General features: G+C 41.3%; 19 protein-coding genes and 1 riboswitch. Of the genes, 6 read left to right on the plus strand and 13 right to left on the minus strand.

Features of this window, described 5'->3' with window-relative positions:
- From HMPREF2574_RS06745 to HMPREF2574_RS06755, 3 genes are read right to left on the minus strand one after another with little or no spacing between them, the layout of a single operon-like run.
- Positions 1–321 (minus strand): PTS sugar transporter subunit IIB, encoded by a 321-nt coding sequence (locus HMPREF2574_RS06745; protein ID WP_021002125.1) that lies wholly within the window; start codon positions 319–321, stop codon positions 1–3.
- Between the two features lie 38 nt (positions 322–359).
- A complete protein-coding gene (locus tag HMPREF2574_RS06750; RefSeq protein ID WP_024052455.1) occupies positions 360–1,256 on the minus strand; it encodes a DUF7916 family protein in 897 nt (298 codons plus the stop codon).
- Positions 1,257–1,268: 12 nt separating this feature from the next.
- Positions 1,269–2,534, minus strand: coding sequence for a PTS sugar transporter subunit IIC (locus HMPREF2574_RS06755; protein WP_024052456.1), 1,266 nt, complete (start codon positions 2,532–2,534; stop codon positions 1,269–1,271).
- A 172-nt stretch (positions 2,535–2,706) separates the two neighbouring features.
- Between HMPREF2574_RS06755 and HMPREF2574_RS06760 the strand changes: the two genes are divergently transcribed.
- Positions 2,707–3,885 carry an ROK family transcriptional regulator gene (locus HMPREF2574_RS06760; RefSeq protein ID WP_070812338.1) on the plus strand — a complete coding sequence of 393 codons (1,179 nt, stop codon included), beginning with the start codon at positions 2,707–2,709 and terminating at the stop codon, positions 3,883–3,885.
- Between the two features lie 186 nt (positions 3,886–4,071).
- Here HMPREF2574_RS06760 and HMPREF2574_RS06765 read toward each other — a convergent pair whose 3' ends face one another.
- The 3 genes from HMPREF2574_RS06765 to HMPREF2574_RS06775 all read right to left on the minus strand — a co-directional run bounded on the left by HMPREF2574_RS06765 (position 4,072) and on the right by HMPREF2574_RS06775 (position 7,778).
- The gene (locus HMPREF2574_RS06765) at positions 4,072–5,337 is read right to left on the minus strand and encodes a TRZ/ATZ family protein (protein ID WP_070812339.1); all 1,266 of its coding nucleotides are present in this window, start codon (positions 5,335–5,337) and stop codon (positions 4,072–4,074) included.
- A 123-nt stretch (positions 5,338–5,460) separates the two neighbouring features.
- Positions 5,461–5,563, minus strand: a riboswitch (purine riboswitch).
- Between the two features lie 227 nt (positions 5,564–5,790).
- Positions 5,791–6,726 carry a peptide-methionine (R)-S-oxide reductase MsrB gene (msrB, locus tag HMPREF2574_RS06770; protein WP_024052459.1) on the minus strand — a complete coding sequence of 312 codons (936 nt, stop codon included), beginning with the start codon at positions 6,724–6,726 and terminating at the stop codon, positions 5,791–5,793.
- A 116-nt stretch (positions 6,727–6,842) separates the two neighbouring features.
- Entirely contained in the window at positions 6,843–7,778 is a 936-nt protein-coding gene (locus HMPREF2574_RS06775; RefSeq protein WP_024052460.1) for a dihydroorotate oxidase, read from the minus strand.
- A gap of 338 nt (positions 7,779–8,116) precedes the next feature.
- On the opposite strand from HMPREF2574_RS06775, the gene gdhA reads away from it, so the two are divergent.
- On the plus strand, positions 8,117–9,463 hold the full coding sequence (gene gdhA / locus HMPREF2574_RS06780) for an NADP-specific glutamate dehydrogenase (protein WP_070812340.1): 1,347 nt from the start codon (positions 8,117–8,119) through the stop codon (positions 9,461–9,463).
- Between the two features lie 71 nt (positions 9,464–9,534).
- On the opposite strand, the gene HMPREF2574_RS06785 is transcribed toward gdhA, so the two are convergent.
- Complete coding sequence (locus HMPREF2574_RS06785; RefSeq protein WP_024052462.1) at positions 9,535–10,122, minus strand: DUF4352 domain-containing protein; 588 nt, start codon at positions 10,120–10,122, stop codon at positions 9,535–9,537.
- A gap of 17 nt (positions 10,123–10,139) precedes the next feature.
- Positions 10,140–10,997 (minus strand): mechanosensitive ion channel family protein, encoded by an 858-nt coding sequence (locus HMPREF2574_RS06790; protein WP_024052463.1) that lies wholly within the window; start codon positions 10,995–10,997, stop codon positions 10,140–10,142.
- Positions 10,998–11,152: 155 nt separating this feature from the next.
- On the opposite strand from HMPREF2574_RS06790, the gene sstT reads away from it, so the two are divergent.
- Positions 11,153–12,367 (plus strand): serine/threonine transporter SstT, encoded by a 1,215-nt coding sequence (sstT, locus tag HMPREF2574_RS06795; protein ID WP_101749808.1) that lies wholly within the window; start codon positions 11,153–11,155, stop codon positions 12,365–12,367.
- A gap of 782 nt (positions 12,368–13,149) precedes the next feature.
- On the opposite strand, the gene trxA is transcribed toward sstT, so the two are convergent.
- From trxA to HMPREF2574_RS06820, 5 genes are all read right to left on the minus strand, one after another.
- Positions 13,150–13,464, minus strand: coding sequence for a thioredoxin (trxA, locus tag HMPREF2574_RS06800; RefSeq protein WP_024052465.1), 315 nt, complete (start codon positions 13,462–13,464; stop codon positions 13,150–13,152).
- Positions 13,465–13,672: 208 nt separating this feature from the next.
- On the minus strand, positions 13,673–15,091 hold the full coding sequence (locus tag HMPREF2574_RS06805; protein WP_024052466.1) for a C69 family dipeptidase: 1,419 nt from the start codon (positions 15,089–15,091) through the stop codon (positions 13,673–13,675).
- 67 nt (positions 15,092–15,158) lie between these two features.
- Positions 15,159–17,489, minus strand: a complete 2,331-nt coding sequence (locus HMPREF2574_RS06810; RefSeq protein ID WP_070584435.1) for an endonuclease MutS2 — start codon at positions 17,487–17,489, stop codon at positions 15,159–15,161.
- Between the two features lie 60 nt (positions 17,490–17,549).
- Complete coding sequence (locus HMPREF2574_RS06815; RefSeq protein ID WP_003033009.1) at positions 17,550–18,098, minus strand: CvpA family protein; 549 nt, start codon at positions 18,096–18,098, stop codon at positions 17,550–17,552.
- Positions 18,095–18,400 carry a hypothetical protein gene (locus HMPREF2574_RS06820; protein WP_070812341.1) on the minus strand — a complete coding sequence of 102 codons (306 nt, stop codon included), beginning with the start codon at positions 18,398–18,400 and terminating at the stop codon, positions 18,095–18,097. The genes HMPREF2574_RS06815 and HMPREF2574_RS06820 overlap by 4 nt, the downstream gene beginning before the upstream one ends.
- An 85-nt stretch (positions 18,401–18,485) precedes the next feature.
- Here HMPREF2574_RS06820 and rnhC point away from each other — a divergent pair, with 85 nt between their 5' ends.
- From rnhC to HMPREF2574_RS06835, 3 genes are all read left to right on the plus strand, one after another.
- Entirely contained in the window at positions 18,486–19,376 is an 891-nt protein-coding gene (gene rnhC, locus HMPREF2574_RS06825; protein WP_070812342.1) for a ribonuclease HIII, read from the plus strand.
- 3 nt (positions 19,377–19,379) lie between these two features.
- Positions 19,380–19,994 carry a signal peptidase I gene (lepB, locus tag HMPREF2574_RS06830; protein WP_024052470.1) on the plus strand — a complete coding sequence of 205 codons (615 nt, stop codon included), beginning with the start codon at positions 19,380–19,382 and terminating at the stop codon, positions 19,992–19,994.
- 335 nt (positions 19,995–20,329) lie between these two features.
- A complete protein-coding gene (locus HMPREF2574_RS06835) occupies positions 20,330–22,684 on the plus strand; it encodes an SF1B family DNA helicase RecD2 (RefSeq protein ID WP_024052471.1) in 2,355 nt (784 codons plus the stop codon).
- Positions 22,685–22,774 lie beyond the last annotated feature (90 nt).

Here is a 22,774-nt window from a genome sequence, read left to right on the forward strand (position 1 = left end):
CTAGCCTCCGATCAGTTCCTCAGCTAACGCTAGCACCTGTGGACCGTTCATCATGCCATAATCCACCATTGGGATAACTCCAACTGGGATATTCTTTTGAGCTAACTTTTCTGTGAATTGATCTAAAAGATAGCGCACCTGTGGACCTAATAACAAAACATCTACTTTCTTCTCAGAAAGGATATCATCTACTTCTGGTGCTGGAACTGCAAAAATTTCTGCATCTAATCCTTTTTCATCGGCTGCAGCTTGCATTTTTGTCACAAGCAAGCTGGTACTCATACCCGCAGCACATGCCAACATAATGGTAACTTTAGTCATAATTGTTCCTTTCTATTCATTAAAGTCAACGATCCTTTCTACCGATTAACGGATCTTGCTAAACGTGACACAGTATGTCGAATGCCACGAATAGTATTGCTCAGTGCATAAATATTATCCACTACTGCCAAACCACCATAGCCTGCATCCCCAATATGTTGAATATCAACACCACAAATTTTATTACGAAGTGCGATTTGTTTAATTGTTTCAATATCTGACGTCTCTTGGCTAGTGCCAATAGCGCTTAAGACTAAACCTCTTTTGCTATGTACTAGATCTACGACAGCTCTCATTTCTTCATCACTAAAAGCAGGAACTGTACCAACCGCTGGCACCAAAATCACATCTGCACCAGCTTCTAATAATTGTTCAGCTATCTGAATGTCTGCAACCGGCTCAGATACCCCTGCACCGTGCATTTTCCCAGCTATAATCAAACCTGAAAAATGCTGCTTAGCTAATTTTACTGCATCAATAATTTCTTTATTGCTAACTCCTGTTCCTGGATTACCTGTCAAACAAACAAAATCAAAACCTAATTTTTCAATTTGTTCAAAAGAAGCCTGACTAGCTTGCCGACCGGCAGCAATCACTTGCACTTCTTCCAACATATCCGCTTGTAGATCAATAGGCTCCAAATTCACACCGATTGGAGCGCCTACCAAACGATGCAATTCGTGAACAATTTTCTCTTTTTCACAATCCAAACCAAATATTTCTGGCTGAAAAACATCTAAACAATTCAGTAAAATCATATCTGCGCCGAAAGCTCTTGCAATTTCAGCATTGGTGATATCTCCGATAAAGGTTTCACGAATGACCACATTTTCAGATAAGACAACCCGCCCTTCACTCGCTTGAATGCTTTGCTTAAGCTCTTGGGCAGTCATGCTTAGAATTTCCGAAGGGTTTGCACTAATGAGTCGTTTCATACTCTCATCTCCCTACTGATTTTCTTCTGCTTTAAAGCGTTTTTCAATAGCAATCACAAATGGGATATAGATTAAAATATCCATCACAATAAGAACAGCTTGTAAAATAGACGCTTTAAAACTTCCCGTTGCCAGCAAGCCACTAATAATCGGAGGAGTTGTCCAACCTGGGTCAGTATATGTTAACGGTACCAGACCACTCGCCATGGATGACCACGCAACGATGAGATTCGCAATCGGTGCCAAAATGAATGGAAACAGAAGCAAGATATTTAAGACAATTGGCACACCAAACATGGTTGGCTCATTGATATTGAACAAGCCTGGAACTACCGTAATAGGTGCCAGTGCTTTGATTTGTTTGCTTGATTTTTTCTTTTTCGCTAAATAACCAAGTGCCAATACAAGTCCAATGGTAGCACCTCCGCCACCAATAAAGACAAAGTTATCCATAAAGACACTGGTAAAAATATGCGGCAATTTTTCTCCTGCTTGATAAGCAACTTTATTGGCATCGAGGTTCGAAAGCCATAATGGTTTCATAACTGCATTGACGACATTTCCTCCGTGAAGTCCAACAAACCAGAATGAACTATTTAAAGCAACTAGAATCATCAAACCAAATAAATTATTACCTAGTAGGCCTAGCGGTTTTCCTAAAACAGTTTGAGCTACCGCATGCAAATTTGGTAGTTTTAAACTGGCTAAAAGGGCATAAACCAACAACCAGCCTGTGATAATCACTGCACCTGGAATAATGGCGCTGAAACTTTTTGAAACTGCCGGTGGAACACCATCAGGCATTTTAATTTGGACATTATGATTGATGAACCATTGATAGATATAACCATTTACCAAACCAAGAATGATTGCTACAAAAAGGCCTTGTGAAGCTAAAAATGCTGTGGGAACACCATTTCCTGTTTTAGTAGCAAGAAATGGTGTCACTGTGATAAAGGCAGCAAGCGAGATAATCCCAGAAGGAATCCCATCCACTTTGTATTGACGGCTCATATAGTAGGCAATTCCAAAACTGGCTACCAAACCAATCAGACCAAAACTACTATCCACGCCTTTCCATAGATAGGCAGAAACCCCAATTTTTGTCAAATAAGCTTCCCATCCTGGAACAGGAAAACTAGCAATGACCATAAACAAAGAACCAATCAACAGTAATGGTACCGCAAGCGTAATGCCGTCTCGAATTGCTACTAAGCCTTTATTGTTCCCCAACTTAATAGCAATAGGCATTAGTTTTGCTTGTAAAAATTTGTCCATCTTTACAATCTCCTTTGATTATAATATATTATTAAATAGCAGACAAAATCAACTTTATCTCGCTTTTTAATTATATTTTAAAACAATTATCCCAAAAAGTCAAGCGCTTTCACTTATATTTGATAATTTTTTATAATCAATATATAATAGATGCAGGGAAGGATGGTAGATAATGAATCAAACGAAAAAACAAGCTGAATTACGAACAATTATTTTAGATAAAATTTACGCCAAGGGGCCAATTTCTCGCATTGATATTTCAAAAGAGACGGGCATTACTCCTGCTACAGTTAGTGCGATTACAGGAAGTTTGATCCAAGAAAAACTGCTGTATGAGCTGGGGGAAGATGAAGAACACACAAAAGTCGGGCGAAAGAAAATCCTCTTGGGTATAAAAAAACAGCACTCTTATTTCATCGGTTGTGAACTGTCTGAAAAATACTTTTCTTTTGTGTTGAGTGATAATACAGGAAATGTGATTGATAAAGATAAAGCAACCGTCACCTCGGAAAAAATTCTAGCAGAAGACGCTGATTTATTTTGTCATTTACTTGAACAATTTATTTTTCGGAACAATTCCTATACAATTCAAGCCGTGGGAGTAGCTATCCCTGGACGCTATTTGCACAATGATTTGATTACAACAAACAATCAAACATGGAAACAATTTGATCTAGCGAAGATTAAAAACGAGTTTTCTTTTCCAATTTACTTTTCTAATAATGTCAATTGCATGGCACTAGCAAAACGCCTTTTTTCTGCTTACCAACTGGATGAGAATTTTATCTATTTTCATTTTGCACGGGGTATGCACTGCTCTTATATGTACAATGGCAAAATCTACGGCAAAAGCAATATTGTCATCGGCGAAATTGGTCATACCGTCGTTTGTCCTGACGGAGAAGTCTGTGGTTGTGGACGCAGAGGCTGTTTGCAGACTTATGCTAGTGAAAGCTGGCTGATAAAAAAAGCAAAAATCATCTTTGAAACTGCGGAGTTGACACATTTAAAATCACTTGTCACAGATAAAGAAGAGATCACGATTCAAACTATCCTCACAGCATATAACTTAGGAGACCAAGCTATTCTCAATCTCCTTCATTTGGCATTTAAGTATTTGACACAATCCCTGCTAAACCTTAGCATGATGATTGATGCAAAGAAAATTTATCTGCACAGTCCCATCTTGACTGATGACAAAGTCATTGCAGCTTTCTATCAAGAAATCTCACAACAACCAAAACTACTCTTCAAAGACTTGCCTGAACTCATTATCGAGCCTTACAATGACTTCACTGGTGCAACAGCTGGTGTTGCGCTTTGTCTGCAAAAGGAGTTTTTATCCATTTAGCTTCATTATGGCTCATAAGCTTGTTATACTTATTACAAAAATTAGAGGTTAGAACAATTGTTACGAACCTCTAATTTTTACTATACAATACAAGATGGACTTACTAATTTGTCTGAAATATTTATAAAGAAAGAACCTCTATTGTGTCAAAGAGGTTCTTCAAAGATTCCTTTAGAACTTTCATTTTTACATAACTACATCCATCGTCAGGACTTGTCCGCCTTTTACAACTTGCTCACCTGCTATATAGACATCTTTAACATCATTTCCCTTGACAGCATAGATGAGATGGGAAAGCATCTTTTCTTCTGGATACAAGTGTACTTTACCTTTTGGCTGAATGATTAAAAAATCTGCTTGTTTGCCAACTTCTAGACTGCCGATTTGATCATCCATGCCGAGCGCTTTGGCACCTTCAATTGTCATTGTTTTCAAAGCCTGCTCAATGGTAAATTGAGTGGCGCCACCTGTGCGCATTTTTTGTAAAAGAGCAGCAGTACGACTTTCTTCAAACATATCCAAATTATTATTGGAAGCGACCGAGTCCGTTGCAAGTCCGACTGTCACGCCAGCTTGAATCAAGTCTGTTACGGGAGCGATGCCAGATGCTAATTTGAGATTGCTGATGGGATTGTGGGCGATATGAATCTTAGAGGCTGTTAGTTCTTCAATTTCTCGCTCATTTAATTCCACACCGTGGGCAAAAATCCCCTCATGTTCCAGATAGCCTAATTCTTTCAAGAAAGCAAGTGGGCGGTTTCCATAGCGCTCTAAAATTATGCCATTTTCTGCTTGTGTTTCTGCCACGTGGATATGCAATTTCAGTTGTAATTCACGCGCCAGCTCCAAGCTTCCTTTTAGCAAATCCTTACTGCAACTATATGGCGCATGTGGTGCTACCATTACTTTAAAGCGATCATCGTTGTAGGACAGAATTTCCTCAATAATAGTCCGAGTACGCGCTAAGGTTTCTTCCGTCGTCTCCATATCGGAGCTAAACAAAGTCGGTGAAAAATAACAACGCATTTTAGAGCGTTCCACCACTTCATGAATCTGCCCAATTTCAACACCGTTGGGATTGTACATATCATTAAAGGTCGTCGTCCCAGTCTGAAGCATTTCTGTAAGCGCCAGCTTGACAGCTTTTGTTGTGACCTCTGGTGTAAACTCGCTTTCTGCCGGCCAGATATAATCTTCTAGCCATTCATGGAGATTGCTGTCATCTCGAATGCCACGAAGGGTGGTCATAGCAGAGTGGGTATGGCAATTGACTAGACCAAGCATAAGCCAGGCTCCCTCACAATCTACTGTCTCATCTACCCGCGCTTCCCAAGTGGCGTCCTCATTCCCACAATAAACAATCTTGTCCTCGTTTACCACTAGCAGCCCATTTCGATAGACATGAAAATCTGCGTCACATGTCACCAAATTCACCTGTTTAAATGCTTTCATCGCTTCTTCTTTAAATAAGAGTCACAAGGCATTCAATTACTGCGCATTCGTCAGCGTAGCAATCGCAAAAACAAAAGTCGTGTGGGACAATCATTTCACATTACCCTATGCTCTATTTGTATCTGACAACATAACTAAGGACAAAGCCACGCTTATTTACGGTAAGACGGTAGAAACTCTCCAACCTTATTATGGAGATTATATGTTTTCATTGAATTTTTTAGTTATTGTAGCAAAATCTGCCCTAAATAGCAAGCTTTAAAAAATAGGAAAAACATTGAAATTTACTCCGCAAATCCTATCTGCAATACTTTGAGCAATCAATCACTACAACGTTTGTTTCGTACATAATCAGTTTTCAAACTGGCGATTATTGTCCAGCCCTGCGCTTATAGAGGTGATTGCGAAGCAACTAGGATTGTCTAACTTCGTTTCTTGTTTATTCTACCGACTTTACTTCATATAGGAAAGTAAATAGCCATATCCTGCAGCTTCCATGTCTTCTTTTTTAATAAAGCGCAATGCCGCAGAATTGATACAGTAGCGAAGTCCACCTTGATCCTGTGGACCATCTGTGAAAACATGACCTAAGTGTGCATTTCCTGAACGCGACCGCACCTCAATCCGCTCCATACCGTGACTTTTATCTTGATAATACTTGATCACATCTTTGGCAATCGGTCTTGTAAAACTCGGCCAGCCACAACCAGCATCAAACTTATCACTGGCAAAGAAAAGCGGTTCTCCCGTCGTCACATCCACATAAATGCCTTCTTCAAACGTTGCAAAATATTCGTTATGAAATGGTCGTTCGGTTGCGGCATGTTGAGTGACCTGATAGGCTTCCTCGGACAAGTTTTCCTTTAAAGCATTTTCACTCGGTTTCTCATACTGTCCCGGATCCACTAAAGGCTGATAGGCGTCATTAACATTGATATGGCAATAACCACCAGGATTTTTCTTGAGGTAATCTTGATGATAATCCTCTGCCAATACATAATGGCGCAGCGGTTCTACTTCCACCGCAATCTTCTGACCGAATTGACGCTTTTGCTCTTTCACGACTTCGTTAATGACTGATACATCAATATCTTTTGTATAATAAATCCCTGTGCGGTACTGACGTCCGACATCATTTCCTTGCTTATTGATGGACAGCGGATTAATCACCCGAAAATAATAGAGCAGAATTTCTCGCAAGCTAACCAAATTTTCATCATAAGTCACATGAACGGTTTCAGCATGGTCGGTCTGATGAATCAACTGGTAATTGGTAGATTCCACCTGCCCATTGGCATAGCCGACAGTCGTATCAGTCACACCTGTAATACGGGAAAAATATTCTTCCAAACCCCAAAAGCAGCCACCTGCTAGATAAATTTCAGCCATAAAAATACCTCATTTCTTTGTTCTTATTTTCTCACAAATTCCTAAAATGTTATAAGGATTTGATTAGAACTTTCTTGAGAATGATGTGGCAATGAACTGCCAAATACCACTTGTGGTTAGTCCAGATAGTGCAATTCCCCACGAAAATCTTCTATGCTTTCATAGCCTTTTTCTTCCATAATCGCTTTCAGCTCATTTGTAATGCGCTCAAAAGCCCCTACACCTTCTTTATGCAGCATTGTTCCAACTTGCACCATACTGGCTCCACAAAGAATGTGCTCAAAAGCGTCCCGCCCTGTCAATACACCGCCCGTACCGATGATTTGAATCGAAGGATTAAGTCGTTGATAAAAAGCATGAACATTAGCAAGTGCAGTTGGTTTGATGTATTCACCACCAATACCACCAAAGCCTTTTTTCGGACGAATGACAACTGTTTCATCGTTAATATACAGCCCGTTACCAATTGAATTGACACAGTTGACAAAAGAAAGAGGAAATTTGTTAAAAATAGCTGTCGCTTGATCAAAATGTGCCATATCAAAATATGGTGGCAATTTAATGCCTAGTGGCTTGGTGAAATAGTCAAACACTTCACTCAAGATCTTTTCCGTCGTCTCAAAATCATAAGCGATTTGTGGTTTGCCGGGAACATTGGGACAAGATAGATTGAGCTCGGTTAAGCCTTTAAAATCACTAGCTTGCACCTTTTTCAAAAGAGCATGGGTTTCTTCTAGCGACAGACCTACCAGCGACAAAAAGAAGGTTCGGTTTGGTTCTGTCTGTTGTAATTCTAACAAGTAATTCAAATAATAGTCCAGTCCATGATTGGGCAGCCCCATTGAATTGATCGAGCCAAGCGGCACATCTTGGTAGCGCGGTTCGGGATTTCCTGCTCGCGCTTGCAAAGTAGCTGTTTTGGTGACAAAGGTTCCCGCAGCTGAGTCTTTAACTTCTTCTAACTCTTCAATCGTCATGCAGGCCACTCCAGCCGCATTCATCAGGCAGTTGTCAAAAGAAAAACCAGCGATTTGTGTTTGAGTTGATGACATGAAATACTCCTTTCATTTTTCTATTGTACCATTAAAAGCAAAAATCTGACTCTTTTAACGGAATAGAAGGAAAAAATGTTCGGGATAAGCAAATGAATTTTTGCTGAGCAGGATTTTGTTGTAAATTTTATGTCAGAATTTTCAGAAAATTCAACTTTTTTCTTTACAACACAAAAATTTTCTGCTATAATGACACACGTAACAAAATATAACATACACTGAACTCGGACGAAAGTCTAGCAAAAAAGATAGGCTCCCTTGTGTTCATCGAACACGGCGTCAGCCTCCTATTTTGTACGATTTTTACTCGTCCTCGTATCTTATTTAAGGAGAAGTCTATGATAACTGCTAAAGAATATATCCAAAACACTTTTGAATTGGTGAAAGCTCGCAATGCTCACGAAGCAGAATTTCTGCAAGCGGTGGAAGAATTTTTAAACACGCTTGAACCCGTTTTTGAAAAACATCCTGAATACATTGAAGAAAACATTCTGGCACGCATTACCGAGCCAGAACGTGTGATTAGTTTCCGTGTTCCTTGGGTTGATCGCGACGGCAAAGTTCAAGTCAATCGCGGTTACCGCGTGCAATTTAATTCCGCAGTTGGACCATATAAGGGCGGTCTTCGTTTCCACCCAACGGTTAATCAAGGGATTTTGAAATTTCTCGGATTTGAACAAATCTTTAAAAATGTTTTGACTGGACTGCCAATCGGTGGTGGTAAAGGTGGGTCTGACTTTGATCCGAAAGGCAAGACAGATGCTGAAGTGATGCGTTTCTGCCAAAGCTTCATGACAGAATTGCAAAAATACATCGGTCCTTCTCTTGACGTTCCTGCTGGTGATATCGGGGTTGGCGGACGCGAGATTGGCTATCTTTACGGTCAGTATAAACGCCTACGCCAATTTGATGCTGGTGTCTTGACTGGTAAACCACTTGGATTTGGAGGTTCTCTAATCCGTCCAGAAGCAACTGGTTACGGTCTTGTTTACTATACGCAAGAAATGCTCAAAGCAAACGGTGAAAGTTTTGACGGAAAGACCGTTGTCGTATCCGGTGCTGGAAATGTAGCTCAATATGCTGTGCAAAAAGCAACTACCCTCGGTGCCAAAGTCATTTCTGTGTCTGATTCAAATGGCTATATCATTGACAAGGACGGAATTGACTTTGATCTTCTGGTAGATGTGAAAGTAAAACGTCGTGCTCGTCTGACAGAATACGCTGCTGAAAGAGCAAGTGCTACTTATCACGAAGGCTCTGTCTGGACTTACGACGGTACATTCGACATTGCCCTGCCATGTGCCACTCAAAATGAAATCGATGGTGAAGCAGCGAAACGCTTGGTAGCGCAAGGCGTATTCTGTGTATCAGAAGGTGCTAACATGCCAAGTAATCTTGACGCCATTGCTGTTTACAAAGAACATAATCTCCTTTATGGTCCTGCTAAAGCCGCCAATGCTGGTGGAGTTGCTGTATCTGCACTCGAAATGAGCCAAAATAGTCTCCGTCTCTCATGGATGCGTGAAGAAGTAGACACTCGTCTGAAAGACATTATGACCAACATCTTCAACACTGCTAAAACAACTGCTGAAAACTACAATCTTGGCAAAGACTATCTAGCAGGAGCAAACATCGCTGCTTTTGAAAATGTCGCCAATGCTATGATTGCTCAAGGGATTGTTTAAACGAACATGCATGATAAAAGGCTGTGGACAGATTCGTCCACAGTCTTTTACTGTTCTTCTGCTGAAAATTTCTAAAACTTCACGCTTTTGGCTTCTCCCCACCTGACATTGTCATAAGCGAGAGTATAGGGCTGCTGCGATCCGTCCTCACCGTCATACATCAGCTTCCATTCCACCTTTTCGCCCACCGCAAGCTCCTCTTTTATGTTGGCAGTGTCAAAAGTAGCGTCATCCAAGACATAGGATTCTCCCATTTCGTCTTGTAAATCAAAGTCATAGACATTGAGAGGGAGAGATTCGCTAGAGGTATTTTCGATAATGACTTTGGCGGTAATCGTTGCTCCTGTTGCTTGCCCTTTCATCCGCTCTTTGGAGTCCACATGAATGTATTGAACAGTGATTTTTATTCCATTTTCAAAACGCACGCTGTCTCCCAGACGGTGATGTTTATAACTATCTTGATAAACTGCAGTTCGAGCACCATGCCCTAGAACGGCAAAGTTAAAAATACTTAAACCAGCCACCACGAGGGTCATGAATACAAGCATGACACAGCTAATGATGGTCGTCCAAAACAAAGGCTGCTTATACAGGGGCTGTTTCAAGCGATAGACGTGACCGGCAGGGGTTTTTATTTCATGCGGTACTTGTTCTTCCATAATAATCTCCTTTCTGCTTACGCTGGTGCATAAATCGTTGGCAAATCAATTCCTTCCTTTAATAAAGCGTCATGATACAGCCTGTAAAATTGATGGTAAACGATGCTTTGGCTACCACTTTGGACGGTGATACTAATACGAAAATAAAATTGACCATTTTCGCTAACTTGCGGACCTAAAATCGTCGGTTCCTGCAAAATTTCTACTTGATTGCCCGCATATTCTTGATTGACCTGCTGGATAATCCGAGTGACCTTCTCCAAATCCGTCTGAGCGTATAATGGAATATCAATGAGCGCTCGCATATTACCGCGTGAGAAATTGCTGACGACGGTAATGTTGCGATTAGGAACGTAATGCAAAGCGCCATCTGCATCGCGCACTTGTGTCGTCCGAATTCCGACACTCACAACTGTTCCTGCAATTTTAATCGAGCCATTAGTCAGACGAACGCTGTCTCCGACATCCAACTGCCGCTCCAACAAAATAAAGAAACCATTGACTAAATCAGACAAGAAGCCTTGCGCTCCCATCCCGATTGCCACCCCAGCAATCCCAGCTCCTGCTAGTAAACTAGACACCGGCAAACCTAAAATCGCTAATATCCAATAAATCAAGAGAAAGTAAAGGGTGTAATTCAGCAAATTTTCAATCAAACGAGTGAGGGTCTTTTGCCGCCCTTCGTCTTGACTGGAGAGTTTCAAAGAGGGTGAGATAATCTTTCTTACGAGTACATGTACCAGCTTTTTAGCGAGGTAAAAGAGAGCTAGCAAGAGCAAAAGTGAAACGAGCTTGCTAAAGACATCATCTACCAAATGAGACCAGTTGAGTTTTTCAAAATAACGAGAGAATACATTCTTGTTCGCAAATAGCATAGCTACCTCCTACTTATTTCTATTATACCATATCTGAGCCTAATTGAATCAGGGGAATGCGAACTCCCCCAGTGTATTCTATCTAAAACAGATTGATTTTTCAGAATATTTATACTATAATGGGAGACATTATGATCATGAAGGGATTATATGATATGAAAAGAATAGTTTTGGCTTGGAAAAAATCTAGTTTGATTAAGCGTATTGCTATCGGGATTGCATTAGGGGCTGTCCTCGGCTTGACCTGTCCTAAGCTGTCAGCAATTGGCTTATTGGGAGATATATTTGTTGGTGGCTTAAAGGGCATTGCTCCACTGTTGGTTTTTGCTTTGGTGACCAATGCTCTATCACAACATCGAAAAGGACAAGAAACCAACATGAAAACTATCATTATCTTGTATCTTTTGGGAACATTCTCAGCAGCTTTAGTCGCAGTGCTAGCTAACTACCTTTTTCCTTTACACATCACACTCACAGCGTCAAAGACCAAGATTACACCACCAGATGGGATTGGGCGAGTCCTCAGTAATTTATTGCTCAAAGTAGTGGACAATCCAGTCAATGCTCTCATCACCGCAAACTATATTGGAATATTATCTTGGGCGGTGGTATTTGGACTTGCCATGCGTGAAGCCAGCAAAAGCAGTAAAGAGCTTTTGCAAACTATGGCAAGTGTAACCTCTAAGGTCGTTGAATGGATTATCAATCTGGCTCCTTTTGGGATTCTTGGTTTGGTCTTTAAGACGATTTCTGACAAAGGGTTGGCGGTGTTGGCTAACTATGGCAGCTTATTAGCAGTTTTAATCGCTATCATGCTTTTTGTAGCTCTGGTCGTCAACCCTTTCATTGCCTTTGTTCTGATGAGAAAAAATCCCTACCCACTTGTTTTGCGGTGTTTAAAAGTCAGTGGTGTGACAGCTTTCTTCACACGTAGTTCAGCTGCTAATATTCCTGTCAACATGAAACTTTGTGAAGAACTAGGACTCAACAAAGATACTTATTCCGTTTCTATCCCTCTTGGTGCCACTATTAACATGGCTGGAGCAGCTATTACCATCAATGTGCTCACCCTTGCTGCAGTCAATACATTAAGCATTTCGATCGACTTTGCGACAGCATTAATCCTCAGTATTGTCGCCGCTATCTCTGCTTGTGGCGCTTCCGGGGTGGCAGGTGGCTCTCTTTTGCTCATTCCTGTTGCTTGTAGTCTCTTCGGTATTTCAAATGATGTTGCCATGCAAGTCGTTGGGGTAGGATTCATCATTGGAGTTATCCAAGATTCCTGTGAAACGGCGCTCAATTCCTCAACGGATGCCCTCTTTACTGCAGTTGCAGAAAAAAGTATTTGGGGAAAAAGGAAAAAAGCGTAATACAATGAGGTTGGAAAAGTCCCAACCTCATTTTTTAATTAACCCAATTCTGCTTTAGGCTCTTTGCCCTTGCGACGGGCAAGGATATCCGCATAGTGCTTGCGGCTGTTATTGAACACGGAAAGGAAGGTTACTAATTTTAAATCCAATGAGCTTTTCTTGCTTCATAAATTCCTTCTTTCCTTTTTTACTTGTCACTTAAAGCGACTGTTTCAATGACTTCTCCTTTTTCCGTCAGCGCGGCGGATGACCTCAACTACTTTTTGTTTGCTTCGTCTGCCGGGCGGACGGAGTGAACGACAATCAGTTTGCCTTATCAACCGCGCGGACGAAATGAAATTGTCTCGTTTGTAATTATTTCCTACTTAACTTCTAACTTTATTTTTTGAAGATAACTTTGAAAAGAAGATAGATACAAATGAGTAAGAGTACAACAATGGCGAATACAGCTACTATTCCAAATGTTCCCATTATTTAATCGCCCTTTCTGATTGAAACAATCTTTCTTCATTCTCATTATAGCACCGATTAGTGTATTGATCTATTAGCAAAAAGGTAGTGACTGATGAAAACGAATTTTCGTCAAAAGTACTCTTCTAATCTTGAAAAGAGAAAGAGTTTGGGACAAAAAGACTTCAATTTTTAAAAATCTTAATTATTAACCCCTTCAAATTTAAAATTAAATACGAAAAGCGAACAAAGCAGAATTCTGATTACCAGAAAACTAGTTTTGTTCGCTTTTTATATTTGAAGTTGGACTTTTGTCCCAGCCTCGTTCTCTTTTAGCTCAATTCGGCTATAATAGCTTTTAATTGTTCTTTGGTATGAACACCGACAACTTGCTTCACCACTTGCCCATATTTTTTGAAGATGAGGGTCGGGATTGACATGATTCCAAATTCACTTGGTGTATTTGGGTTGGCGTCCACGTCCATTTTGAAGATTTTCAATTCGTCTTCATGCACCTCTTCGGCTAATTTTTCCAAAATCGGTGCCTGCATGCGGCAAGGACCACACCATGCTGCCCAAAAGTCAATGAGGACAAGTCCGTCTTTTGTTTCTTCTGCAAAATTTGCATCTGTAATTGCGGTTACCATATTGTTCTCCTCTGACGATGACCGATGTCATCGCTCTATTTCATTTCTTGACAACATTCTACACTAAAAGGAAGCATTTGCAAAATATTTACTACGGAGCGAAAAACTCCTCCGCAGATTAGTATTCAATAATTTTCCAAAAACGAACTTCTATTCGTTAGCAATTACTTGAGACGAAGCATTTGTAGGGACAGAATGTGCTATGGAGTTAGTCGCTCAAAGAAAAATGATTGGTCATCAGATTGCTGGCATCTAGCAGGATTTTATTCAGAAGTTGATCCGTTGCTTCTTGAATCTTATCGCTTAGAGCTTGGTTTTCTGCTTCAAAGTCAACTATTTCTCCCTTTTCCAAGGCACAATCCACGCGCCCTAACATTTCATGCCCCAGAGCCATGGTTGTTTCTTGGTAATCATCTAAATCTCCCAGATGACTAGAAAAATGCGCATCAGCCAAAGCAGCGATTAAGCGATTGGTCCAATAGAACGAATCTGTAGAGACTTTCTCACCTGTATTAGCAAAATAAGTCGGTGTGGTGGAAATTTGAGTAAAGAAAGGCACGGCTGTATTGTAAGGCATAGAGCCATAGGACAACCATTGAATGCCCGTCGTTTCCTGTGGTTTATTGGGTCTCAACTGCAAGATAGATGTTTGACTTGTGCGGTTAATCCCAATCGTGCGGAAGGTCCGCCGACTGTGAGGAGTGCCTTCTAAGCCATAAGGGTCATAAGGAGAGTCTTGGTAATGGCTGCTAAGGACATACTTGACATCTTCAATCGTGATTTTACGGTAGGGTTTTTGACACCAAGGAAGGAAAAAGGAGCGCGGGTCTTGCTCAATTTCTGGATTTAGGAAACGCTGAATATCCCAAGCACGCGGTGTATTGTAATGGCGGTCTTTGTCACGCTGGCTACCAAAAGCATAGCGCGGATTGAAAGATTCCCCCTCATAGTTGAGATTCAAATGATTGCGATGAATAAAGTCTTTCAAATCAGGATCACAGAGGAAATATTCGGGATTGTCAAACTCAAAATAATCCATTCCCAGCTGGTTTGGATTAGTCACATAGGCGTCATCGGGCACCCGGCGAGCTATCCAATGATGTCCACCGATTGTCTCCAACCACCAGATTTCATTCACGTCAGAAAAGGCAATCCCGTTTGACTCATAGGTGCCGTATTCTTCAAGAATCTTCCCTAAGCGCAACACGCCCTCACGCGCCGTTTTGATATAAGGCAGCACCAAGGTCAGCATGTCTTCTTCTCCGATACCAGTCGCCACCAAAGGATCTGCTCCCAGCACTCGGCTATTCGTGGTAATCGTCTCTGTCTCGCTCATGGCTACATTGTAAACATTGATACCAGCTTCACCCCAAATCCCGTCTTTTGCAAGAGCGTCCGGTACACTGGTGTAGCGAACTGGATTGTCCGGCAAATCTATCTCAAAGCTTGATAGTAAAGACTTGTAATGCCGCGGCTGATCTTCTGGGCTAACAACAATAAATTTCTTGGGCGTAAACACACCATTTTGTGAATCTTCTGTACGTGCAATGATAGTTGAACCGTCATAACTTGCTTTTTTCCCAACCAGAATCGTTGTACAAGAATCTTGTATTCCTTTTTGTCTCATAAATGTTTCCTCTCTTCATTCTTTCTTTTTTATCCTGAACAGTTTTGCTTTGTTCACCAACTCTGCATTACTTAAACACCACAATCGTTGCTCCGCTGCCCCCAGCATTTTGCGGTGCATAGCCGAAACTCTTGACATGCTTATTGCGACGGAGATATTTGGTGACGCCTTCGCGAATGATGCCCGTCCCGATCCCGTGAATAATATCCACCTGTGCCATATTGTTGAGCAAGGCTTGGTCGATAAAGGTATCCAGCTCTTGCATGGCTTCTTCATAACGTTTTCCTCGCAAATCCAGTCGGGCTCTTGGTCCGCTTGTGGTTGTTCGTTTCACCACATTGACCTGCTTGCGCTTAGGCTGTTCTTTTTCAGCTTTGAGCAGGTTAAACTCTGCTTCCTCCAAGGTCATCTTGATGAGTCCCACCTGTGCTTCCCAGCGACCGTCTTTGAGCTGATTGACAAGCGTGCCTCTCTGACCGTAGCTAATCACCAGAATATCGTCTCCCACTTTTGGTTTCCGTGCTTTTTTGGCTTGTTTCAACACTTTATTCTGTGACAAATCCACCGTTTCAGGAGCCAATTTTTTCAGCTGGCTTTTGGCTTCGATAATTTCGTGCGGTTTGAGACTGGACTTAGCATGTAGATTTTTGAGAATCGTATCACTCTCGGTCAGCGCCACATCAATGATTTCCTGCGCTTCCAGCCTTGCCTTATTTAGCTCAGTTTCTTTTTCCCGATTGAACTCATTGTAGAGCTTTTTAAGAGCACGGTTAAATTTGAGATTTTCTTGCTCCACTTCTCGGATATTATCCAACCGCTTGCGACTTTCCAATGTCTGTTCTTCCAAGCGCTCAATAACGCGATTGACATCGCTGTCCGTGTCAGTCAATTCTTGAGCATCCTTGACCACTCTATCAGACAGACCTAAACGCCTTGCAATCTCAAAAGCATTGGAGCGACCCGGCACTCCCTGCATAAAACGATAAGTTGGCCTTAGGCTTTCTGTATCAAACTCCATGCTGGCATTTTGCACTCCCTCAGTCTCAATCCCATAGACCTTAAGCTCTGGATAGTGGGTCGTTGCCATTGTCTTGACCTGTCGCAGTCGCAAGTCTTCAAGAATTGCCATAGCAAGAGCTGCACCCTCCTGCGGGTCGGTTCCAGCTCCAAGCTCATCCAAAAGCACCAAGGCATTCTCATCAGCCTGCTCTAAAATAGAGACAATGTTCGTCATATGGCTGGAGAAAGTCGACAAACTCTGCTCAATAGACTGCTCGTCTCCAATGTCCGCAAAGATTTGGTCAAAAATCCCCACTCGACTCCCTTCATCTGCCAAAATAGGCAGGCCAGACTGTGCCATAAGCTGAGCCAAGCCTAGGGTTTTGAGCATAATGGTCTTTCCGCCTGTATTCGGGCCCGTAATGACAATCTCAGTCAAATCCGCCGCAAAGTACAAGTCATTGGCTACTGCATTTTCTATCAGAGGATGAGCAACATGGAGCAGGCGAATATCCTTACTATCAGACAGCATTGGCACCACCGCGCCTCTTTCCTGCATAAAACACACTTTTGCCCGAACTAGATCCAAATGTCCGATAATCCAAGCATTATTAGCAATTTCAGCAATATGAGGACGTATGCGGTCAGACAACTCTTGTAAAATCCGCAAAATCTCATAGCGCTCGTCTGCCCGCGCATTGGTGATTTCTTCATTGAGATTGACCACCGCCCGCGGCTCAATATACACCGTGTTTCCACTGGCAGAAATATCGTGCACCACGCCTGAGATACGATTGCGGAATGTATTTTTGACCGGCAAAACATTGCGACCGTTTCGACTAGCTACTACTTGATCTGCTAACATATCGCCCTTGGTTTTGAGAATATCTTGCAAAATATCTCTCACTTGAACTTCATTTTCTTGAATTTTTCGGCGAATGCGAGCCAAATTATCACTAGCAAAACTTTCAACAAATCCGCCCTCATTGATAGCCTGCAACGCTCCTTGCAAGCTCGGAAAAGAAACCAAATTTTCAAAAAGCCGATTCAATCTTTGCAACTCAACATTTTCCAAATCCTCATAAAAATCAGTCAATTCTTGCGTGACAGCCAAAACCCGCTTCAGAGCGAGAAATTCTTCAATGTTTAAGTCGCCTTCCAGCTCCAAGCGCTTGGTCAAGCCCGTAATGTCTTGGGTCGCAGCCAGACTGAAATGCGGACGCTGCACAAAAATCTGCTGCATGTCCGTCATTTCTAAAAATGCTGTCTCCAGCCTTTCTTGTTTATTGGACGGGAACAACTGTTGCAATTCCAAGCACCCTTGTTCTGTCAGAAGATAGGGTTCAAAGAGCGCCTTGATTTTCCCAAATTCTAACGTTTCTAAAATTTTTCTATTCATATTCTTATCTTTCCTGATGAAAAAGAAACTCAGCTAGCACCACCAACTGAGTCTTTGTATTTATCCGATGATTTTGGTCACCCAGAGTTGTTTCAACATTCCTGAAGTAATTGGTGTGTGACTGATGATAAATCGAGCTAAACCACTGGCATTGAGATGATTTTGAACAAGTGGTAAGGGAATCGTTGCTAAAACGGTCAGCAGCATTTGAATTCCAAATAAAGTGACGCAAACAGCTAAAGCACCACTAGCAACATTGTACCAACGCTCATTGGCTTTCTTGTTTGGCACCAAGTGAATAAAAATCCCAATAAAACGGGCTATGCTATAAACAATCGTGTAAATGACTAGATAAGCCAGACCGGCATAAAAAACCTTGTCCAACTGGAACAATTGGCTGCTGGGAAAGAAATAGGTAAATGTTCCTTCCTGTGCACTAGCGTAGGGAACTAAAAGATTGATTTGTTCACCTAGAGATTGGTACAGTTGCCCTGCAATAATTGCTGAAATAACCGCCGAAACAGTATAATAAGCCTGCAAAACAATCCCACGCGAATAGCCAATGTAAAAACTCCAAGCCAAAATCAGCAAAATTACTAATGAAATCATAGGGTCCCCTCTTGCTCACTAACCTTTTGCTTGTTGGCTTCTAACACTTTTTTACGAAGTTCTTCCAGCTCTTGCTCCTTGTCATCGAACTCAATCTCACGTGACAATTGCGTCGCTAAACTATTGACTGCTAGCAAAATAGCTAATGTTTCATCATCTGCCGCAGGCATCTTCTCTTTAATTGCGTGATATTTTTCTGTTGCAACCTTTTCAACTTCTTCCATGAATAAATTATCGTGTTCTGTTGTTAAGGTTACGCTTTTCTTTCCGAAAATAAATTTGTATCGATTTAAGTTTGCCATAAAATCACCTCAAAATATTATACCAAAAGGAAGCCATTTTGTCAGTTTTTAAAGAAATTTATCACTTTTATGGTACAATAACAATATGGAAAGTATTACCTTACAACCTAGTGAGAAACAAATTCAAGATTTTGTTGCCCAATACCAGGCACAGCTTGTTTCTAGTAAAAATCCTTATATTCGTTACCTTTTTAAGCTTGATAAGGCAACTGCCTCCATCTACACTTCAGGAAAAGTCCTCTTTCAAGGAGAAAAAGCCGAGCAGGCAGCACAATTTTTGGGCTATCAAGCGTCCAAAGAAAAAACGACATCTCATTGGCAGAATTGTCCTCTGATTGGGACAGACGAAGTCGGAAATGGCTCTTATTTTGGCGGGCTCGCTGTTGTAGCGTCTTTTGTTACACCAGAACAGCATGATTTTTTACGAAAGCTGAGAGTTGGAGATTCTAAAACTTTGACAGACCAAAAAATCAGGCAAATCGTTCCTCTGTTGAAAGAAAAAATTCAACACCAAGCTCTGTTATTGTCTCCGAAAAAATACAACCAAGTCATCGCTGCTGGCTATAATGCAGTCTCTGTCAAGGTTGCCCTTCACAATCAAGCCATTTATCTGCTCTTGCAAACGGGAGTGCAGCCAGAAAAAATTGTTATTGATGCTTTCACAAGTGACAAAAATTATCAGAAATACGTTAAACAGGAACGCAATCATTTCTCAAATCCTCTCACTTTAGAGGAAAAAGCGGAAGGAAAATACTTAGCCGTAGCAGTCAGCTCCATGATTGCCCGTGACCTCTTTTTAGAAAATCTTGAAAATTTAAGTCAAGAGCTCGGCTATGAATTGCCCAGTGGAGCAGGAGCGAAGTCCGATAAAATCGCAAGTCAGCTTCTTCAAGCCTACGGCATAAAAGGCTTAGAAGCGAGTGCAAAACTGCATTTTAAAAACACTGAAAAAGCGAAGAAACTTCTAGAAAGGTAAGTTATGCAAACAAAATCAACTACTTTTTCAAAATTTATGAAAGAATGGGGATTTTTTATCCTCTTTATGGCCGTTCTTTTCTTATCACGCGCTTTTCTTTGGGTTCCTGTCAAGGTTGACGGGCATTCAATGGATCCAACCTTAGCTAATGGAGAATATCTATTCGTTGTCAAACACCTGCCTGTCAATCGCTTTGATATTGTCGTTGCAAGTGAAAAAGACGAAGATGGAAAAACTAAGCAAATTGTCAAGCGGGTGATTGGTCTTCCTGGAGACACTATCCGCTACGAAAACGACCAATTATATGTAAACGGCAAAAAGACCAACGAGACTTACCTTAAAAACTATCTAGCAAAATTCAAAGACGATAAATTGCAGGCAACCTATTTCTATAACAGTTTCTTTCAGTCTTTAGCAGATAAAGCTCAAGCCTTTACGCAGGATGCAAATGGGAACACTAGCTTTACCATTGAAGTTCCAAAAGACGAATACCTGCTTTTAGGAGATGACCGTCTTGTCTCAAAAGACAGCCGTCAGGTGGGAACCTTTAAAGCCAATCAATTGCAGGGCGAAGCAAAATTCCGTTTCTGGCCTTTGAATAGAATCGGCACTTTCTAATCCCAAACAAGTCTATTTTGATTCGTTGGAGCTGGGCAAAAAGTGTGCCAGCTTCTATCAGATTTAGGAATAAACGAATAACGTAGCTTCAACATTCAGTGAATTGTTGAAGGCGGGAAATCAGCCTTGCACAGCAAGCCACCGTGATTGGACTCTTCATTCGCTTTTCAAGCTCGGAAGAGCACCTTTGACGAAAACTTCGTTTTCTTCATCTGCAACCTTAAACAGCTTGATAACTGTTTAAGCACCCTTGCAGGGGTGGGACTACGAACTAAAAATTTTCTATTTTTAGTTCTGTCCCACTCCCATTCTTTTAACATTGATACAGGAAGATGATGGAATTTTACTTTTCAGGCACCATTGAACGCATTATTTTTGAAAATCCCAGCAGTTTCTTTCGGATTCTGCTGTTAGATATTGATGACACCGATGCAGATTTTGATGATTTTGAGATTATTATCACGGGCACCATGGCGGATATTATGGAGGGCGAAGACTACACTTTTTGGGGAAATCTCGTGCAACACCCTAAATATGGTGAACAACTCAAAATAACACGCTATGAGCGTGCAAAGCCAACCAGCAAAGGCTTAGTCAAATATTTTTCAAGCGACCATTTTAAAGGGATTGGTGTAAAAACAGCGCAAAAAATCGTGGATCTCTATGGCGACAATGCGATTGATAAAGTCTTAGCAGAGCCAGAAAAATTAAAGAATATTGCAGGTCTTTCTGCTAAAAACCGTGAAGCCTTTCTCACAAAACTAAGACAAAATTACGGCACCGAGAGAATCCTTGCCAAGCTATCTGAATACGGTATCCCGAACAAGCTTGCCTTTCAGATTCAAGATTTTTACAAGGAAGAAACTCTCGAAATTGTCGAACAATTTCCTTACCAATTAGTAGAAGACATCCAAGGGGTTGGGTTTAAAATTGCCGACCAACTGGCACAAAGCTTAGGAATTGAAAATACTGCTCCAGAGCGTTTTCGTGCTGGGCTGCTTCACACACTCCTAACCCAGTCTATGGAAAAGGGCGACACTTATCTTGAAGCAAAAGAACTTCTGGAACATACGATTGAACTCCTCGAAAGTTCCCGTCAGATTGAATTAGACCCAAGTTCTGTTGCGGATGAGCTGACATGTTTGATTGAAGAAGATAAAGTTCAAAATGTTGATACAAAGATTTTTGAAAACAGTCTCTTTTTTGCCGAAGAAGGGATTCGCATCAGTCTCCTACGCATTTTAGAAAAAGGGAAGCAAAACAAATTTGAACCGGAAAAAATCGAAGCTGCTATTACCCAAATCGAAATTGAGTTTGCCATTTCCTATGATGTGATTCAAAAACAAGCGATTTGTGACGCTATCAATCACAAAATTTTTATCCTAACGGGTGGTCCCGGAACGGGAAAAACGACCGTCATCAATGGAATCATTGCTGTTTACGCTCTGCTGCATGGTTTGGATTTGCGCAAATCTCACGATTTGCCTATTCTTCTAGCAGCTCCGACTGGGCGTGCTGCCAGACGCATGAATGAATTAACAGGGCTTCCAAGCGCTACGATTCATCGGCATTTAGGCATGACAGGAGACGATGACACTAGCCATTTAGATGATTATTTGGACGCAGACTTTATTATTGTCGACGAATTTTCAATGGTAGATACTTGGTTAGCCAATCAACTCCTCAGCAACATTTCATCAAACACCAAACTCCTAATTGTCGGAGATGCTGATCAGCTGCCTTCTGTCAGCCCCGGACAAGTGCTGGCAGATTTACTGAAAATCCCTCTTCTTCCACAGACCAAATTAGAAAAAATTTATCGACAAAGCAAAGATTCCACTATCGTTACCTTAGCCAGTCAGATTCAAAAAGGCATCCTGCCAACTGATTTTATAGAAAAAAAGGCTGACCGTTCTTATTTTGAAGCGCGTAGTGAACATATTCCGCAGATGATTGAACGTATTGTAGAAGCTGCTATCCGCAGTGGCATTCCAGCTCAAGATGTGCAGGTGCTTGCGCCTATGTACCGCGGACAGGCTGGGATTGACCACATCAATCAACTCATGCAAAATCTAATCAACCCTGCCGAAACAGAACAAATCATTTTTGAAGCAACTGATTGTCAATATCGACAAGGCGACAAGGTCATTCATCTGGTCAACGACGCTGAAAACAATGTGTTCAACGGTGACTTGGGCTATATCACCGATTTGCTACCAGCAAAATATACGGACTCTAAACAGGACGAATTGACTATCAACTTTGACGGCAATGAGATTGTTTATCAACGCAGTGAATGGTATAAAATTCGTCTGGCATACGCTATGAGTATCCACAAATCTCAGGGTAGTGAATTTCCTGTAGTCATTTTACCGATTACATCCATCAGCCACCGTATGCTGCAACGCAATCTTATCTATACTGCTATCACCCGTGCCAAGAGCAAATTGATTCTTCTTGGGGAAAAGTCTGCCTTTGACTTTGCTGTCAAAAACACTGGTACAGCTCGCAATACCTATCTAATCCAACGCTTTTCAGACCTCCTAACTGATGAAAAAGTTATACACACTTCTGTGAATAATTTGGAAACAACTGTGGAAAAATATATCTTGACTGAGGAAAATTTCTTGAAAATCAACCCTATGATTGGAATAACGGATGAGGATATTCAAAGTGTTTTTGGAGAATGATAGAAAAAAGTGGCTCTTTGTCAACTGTAGTGGGGTAATGAAAAGCTAAGATTGAGAGAGTACGAGATTCTCCTCTCCATCTCTGGTATC

It is taken from the genome of Streptococcus sp. HMSC034E12, assembly GCF_001835915.1.
Lineage (GTDB): Bacteria > Bacillota > Bacilli > Lactobacillales > Streptococcaceae > Streptococcus > Streptococcus vaginalis.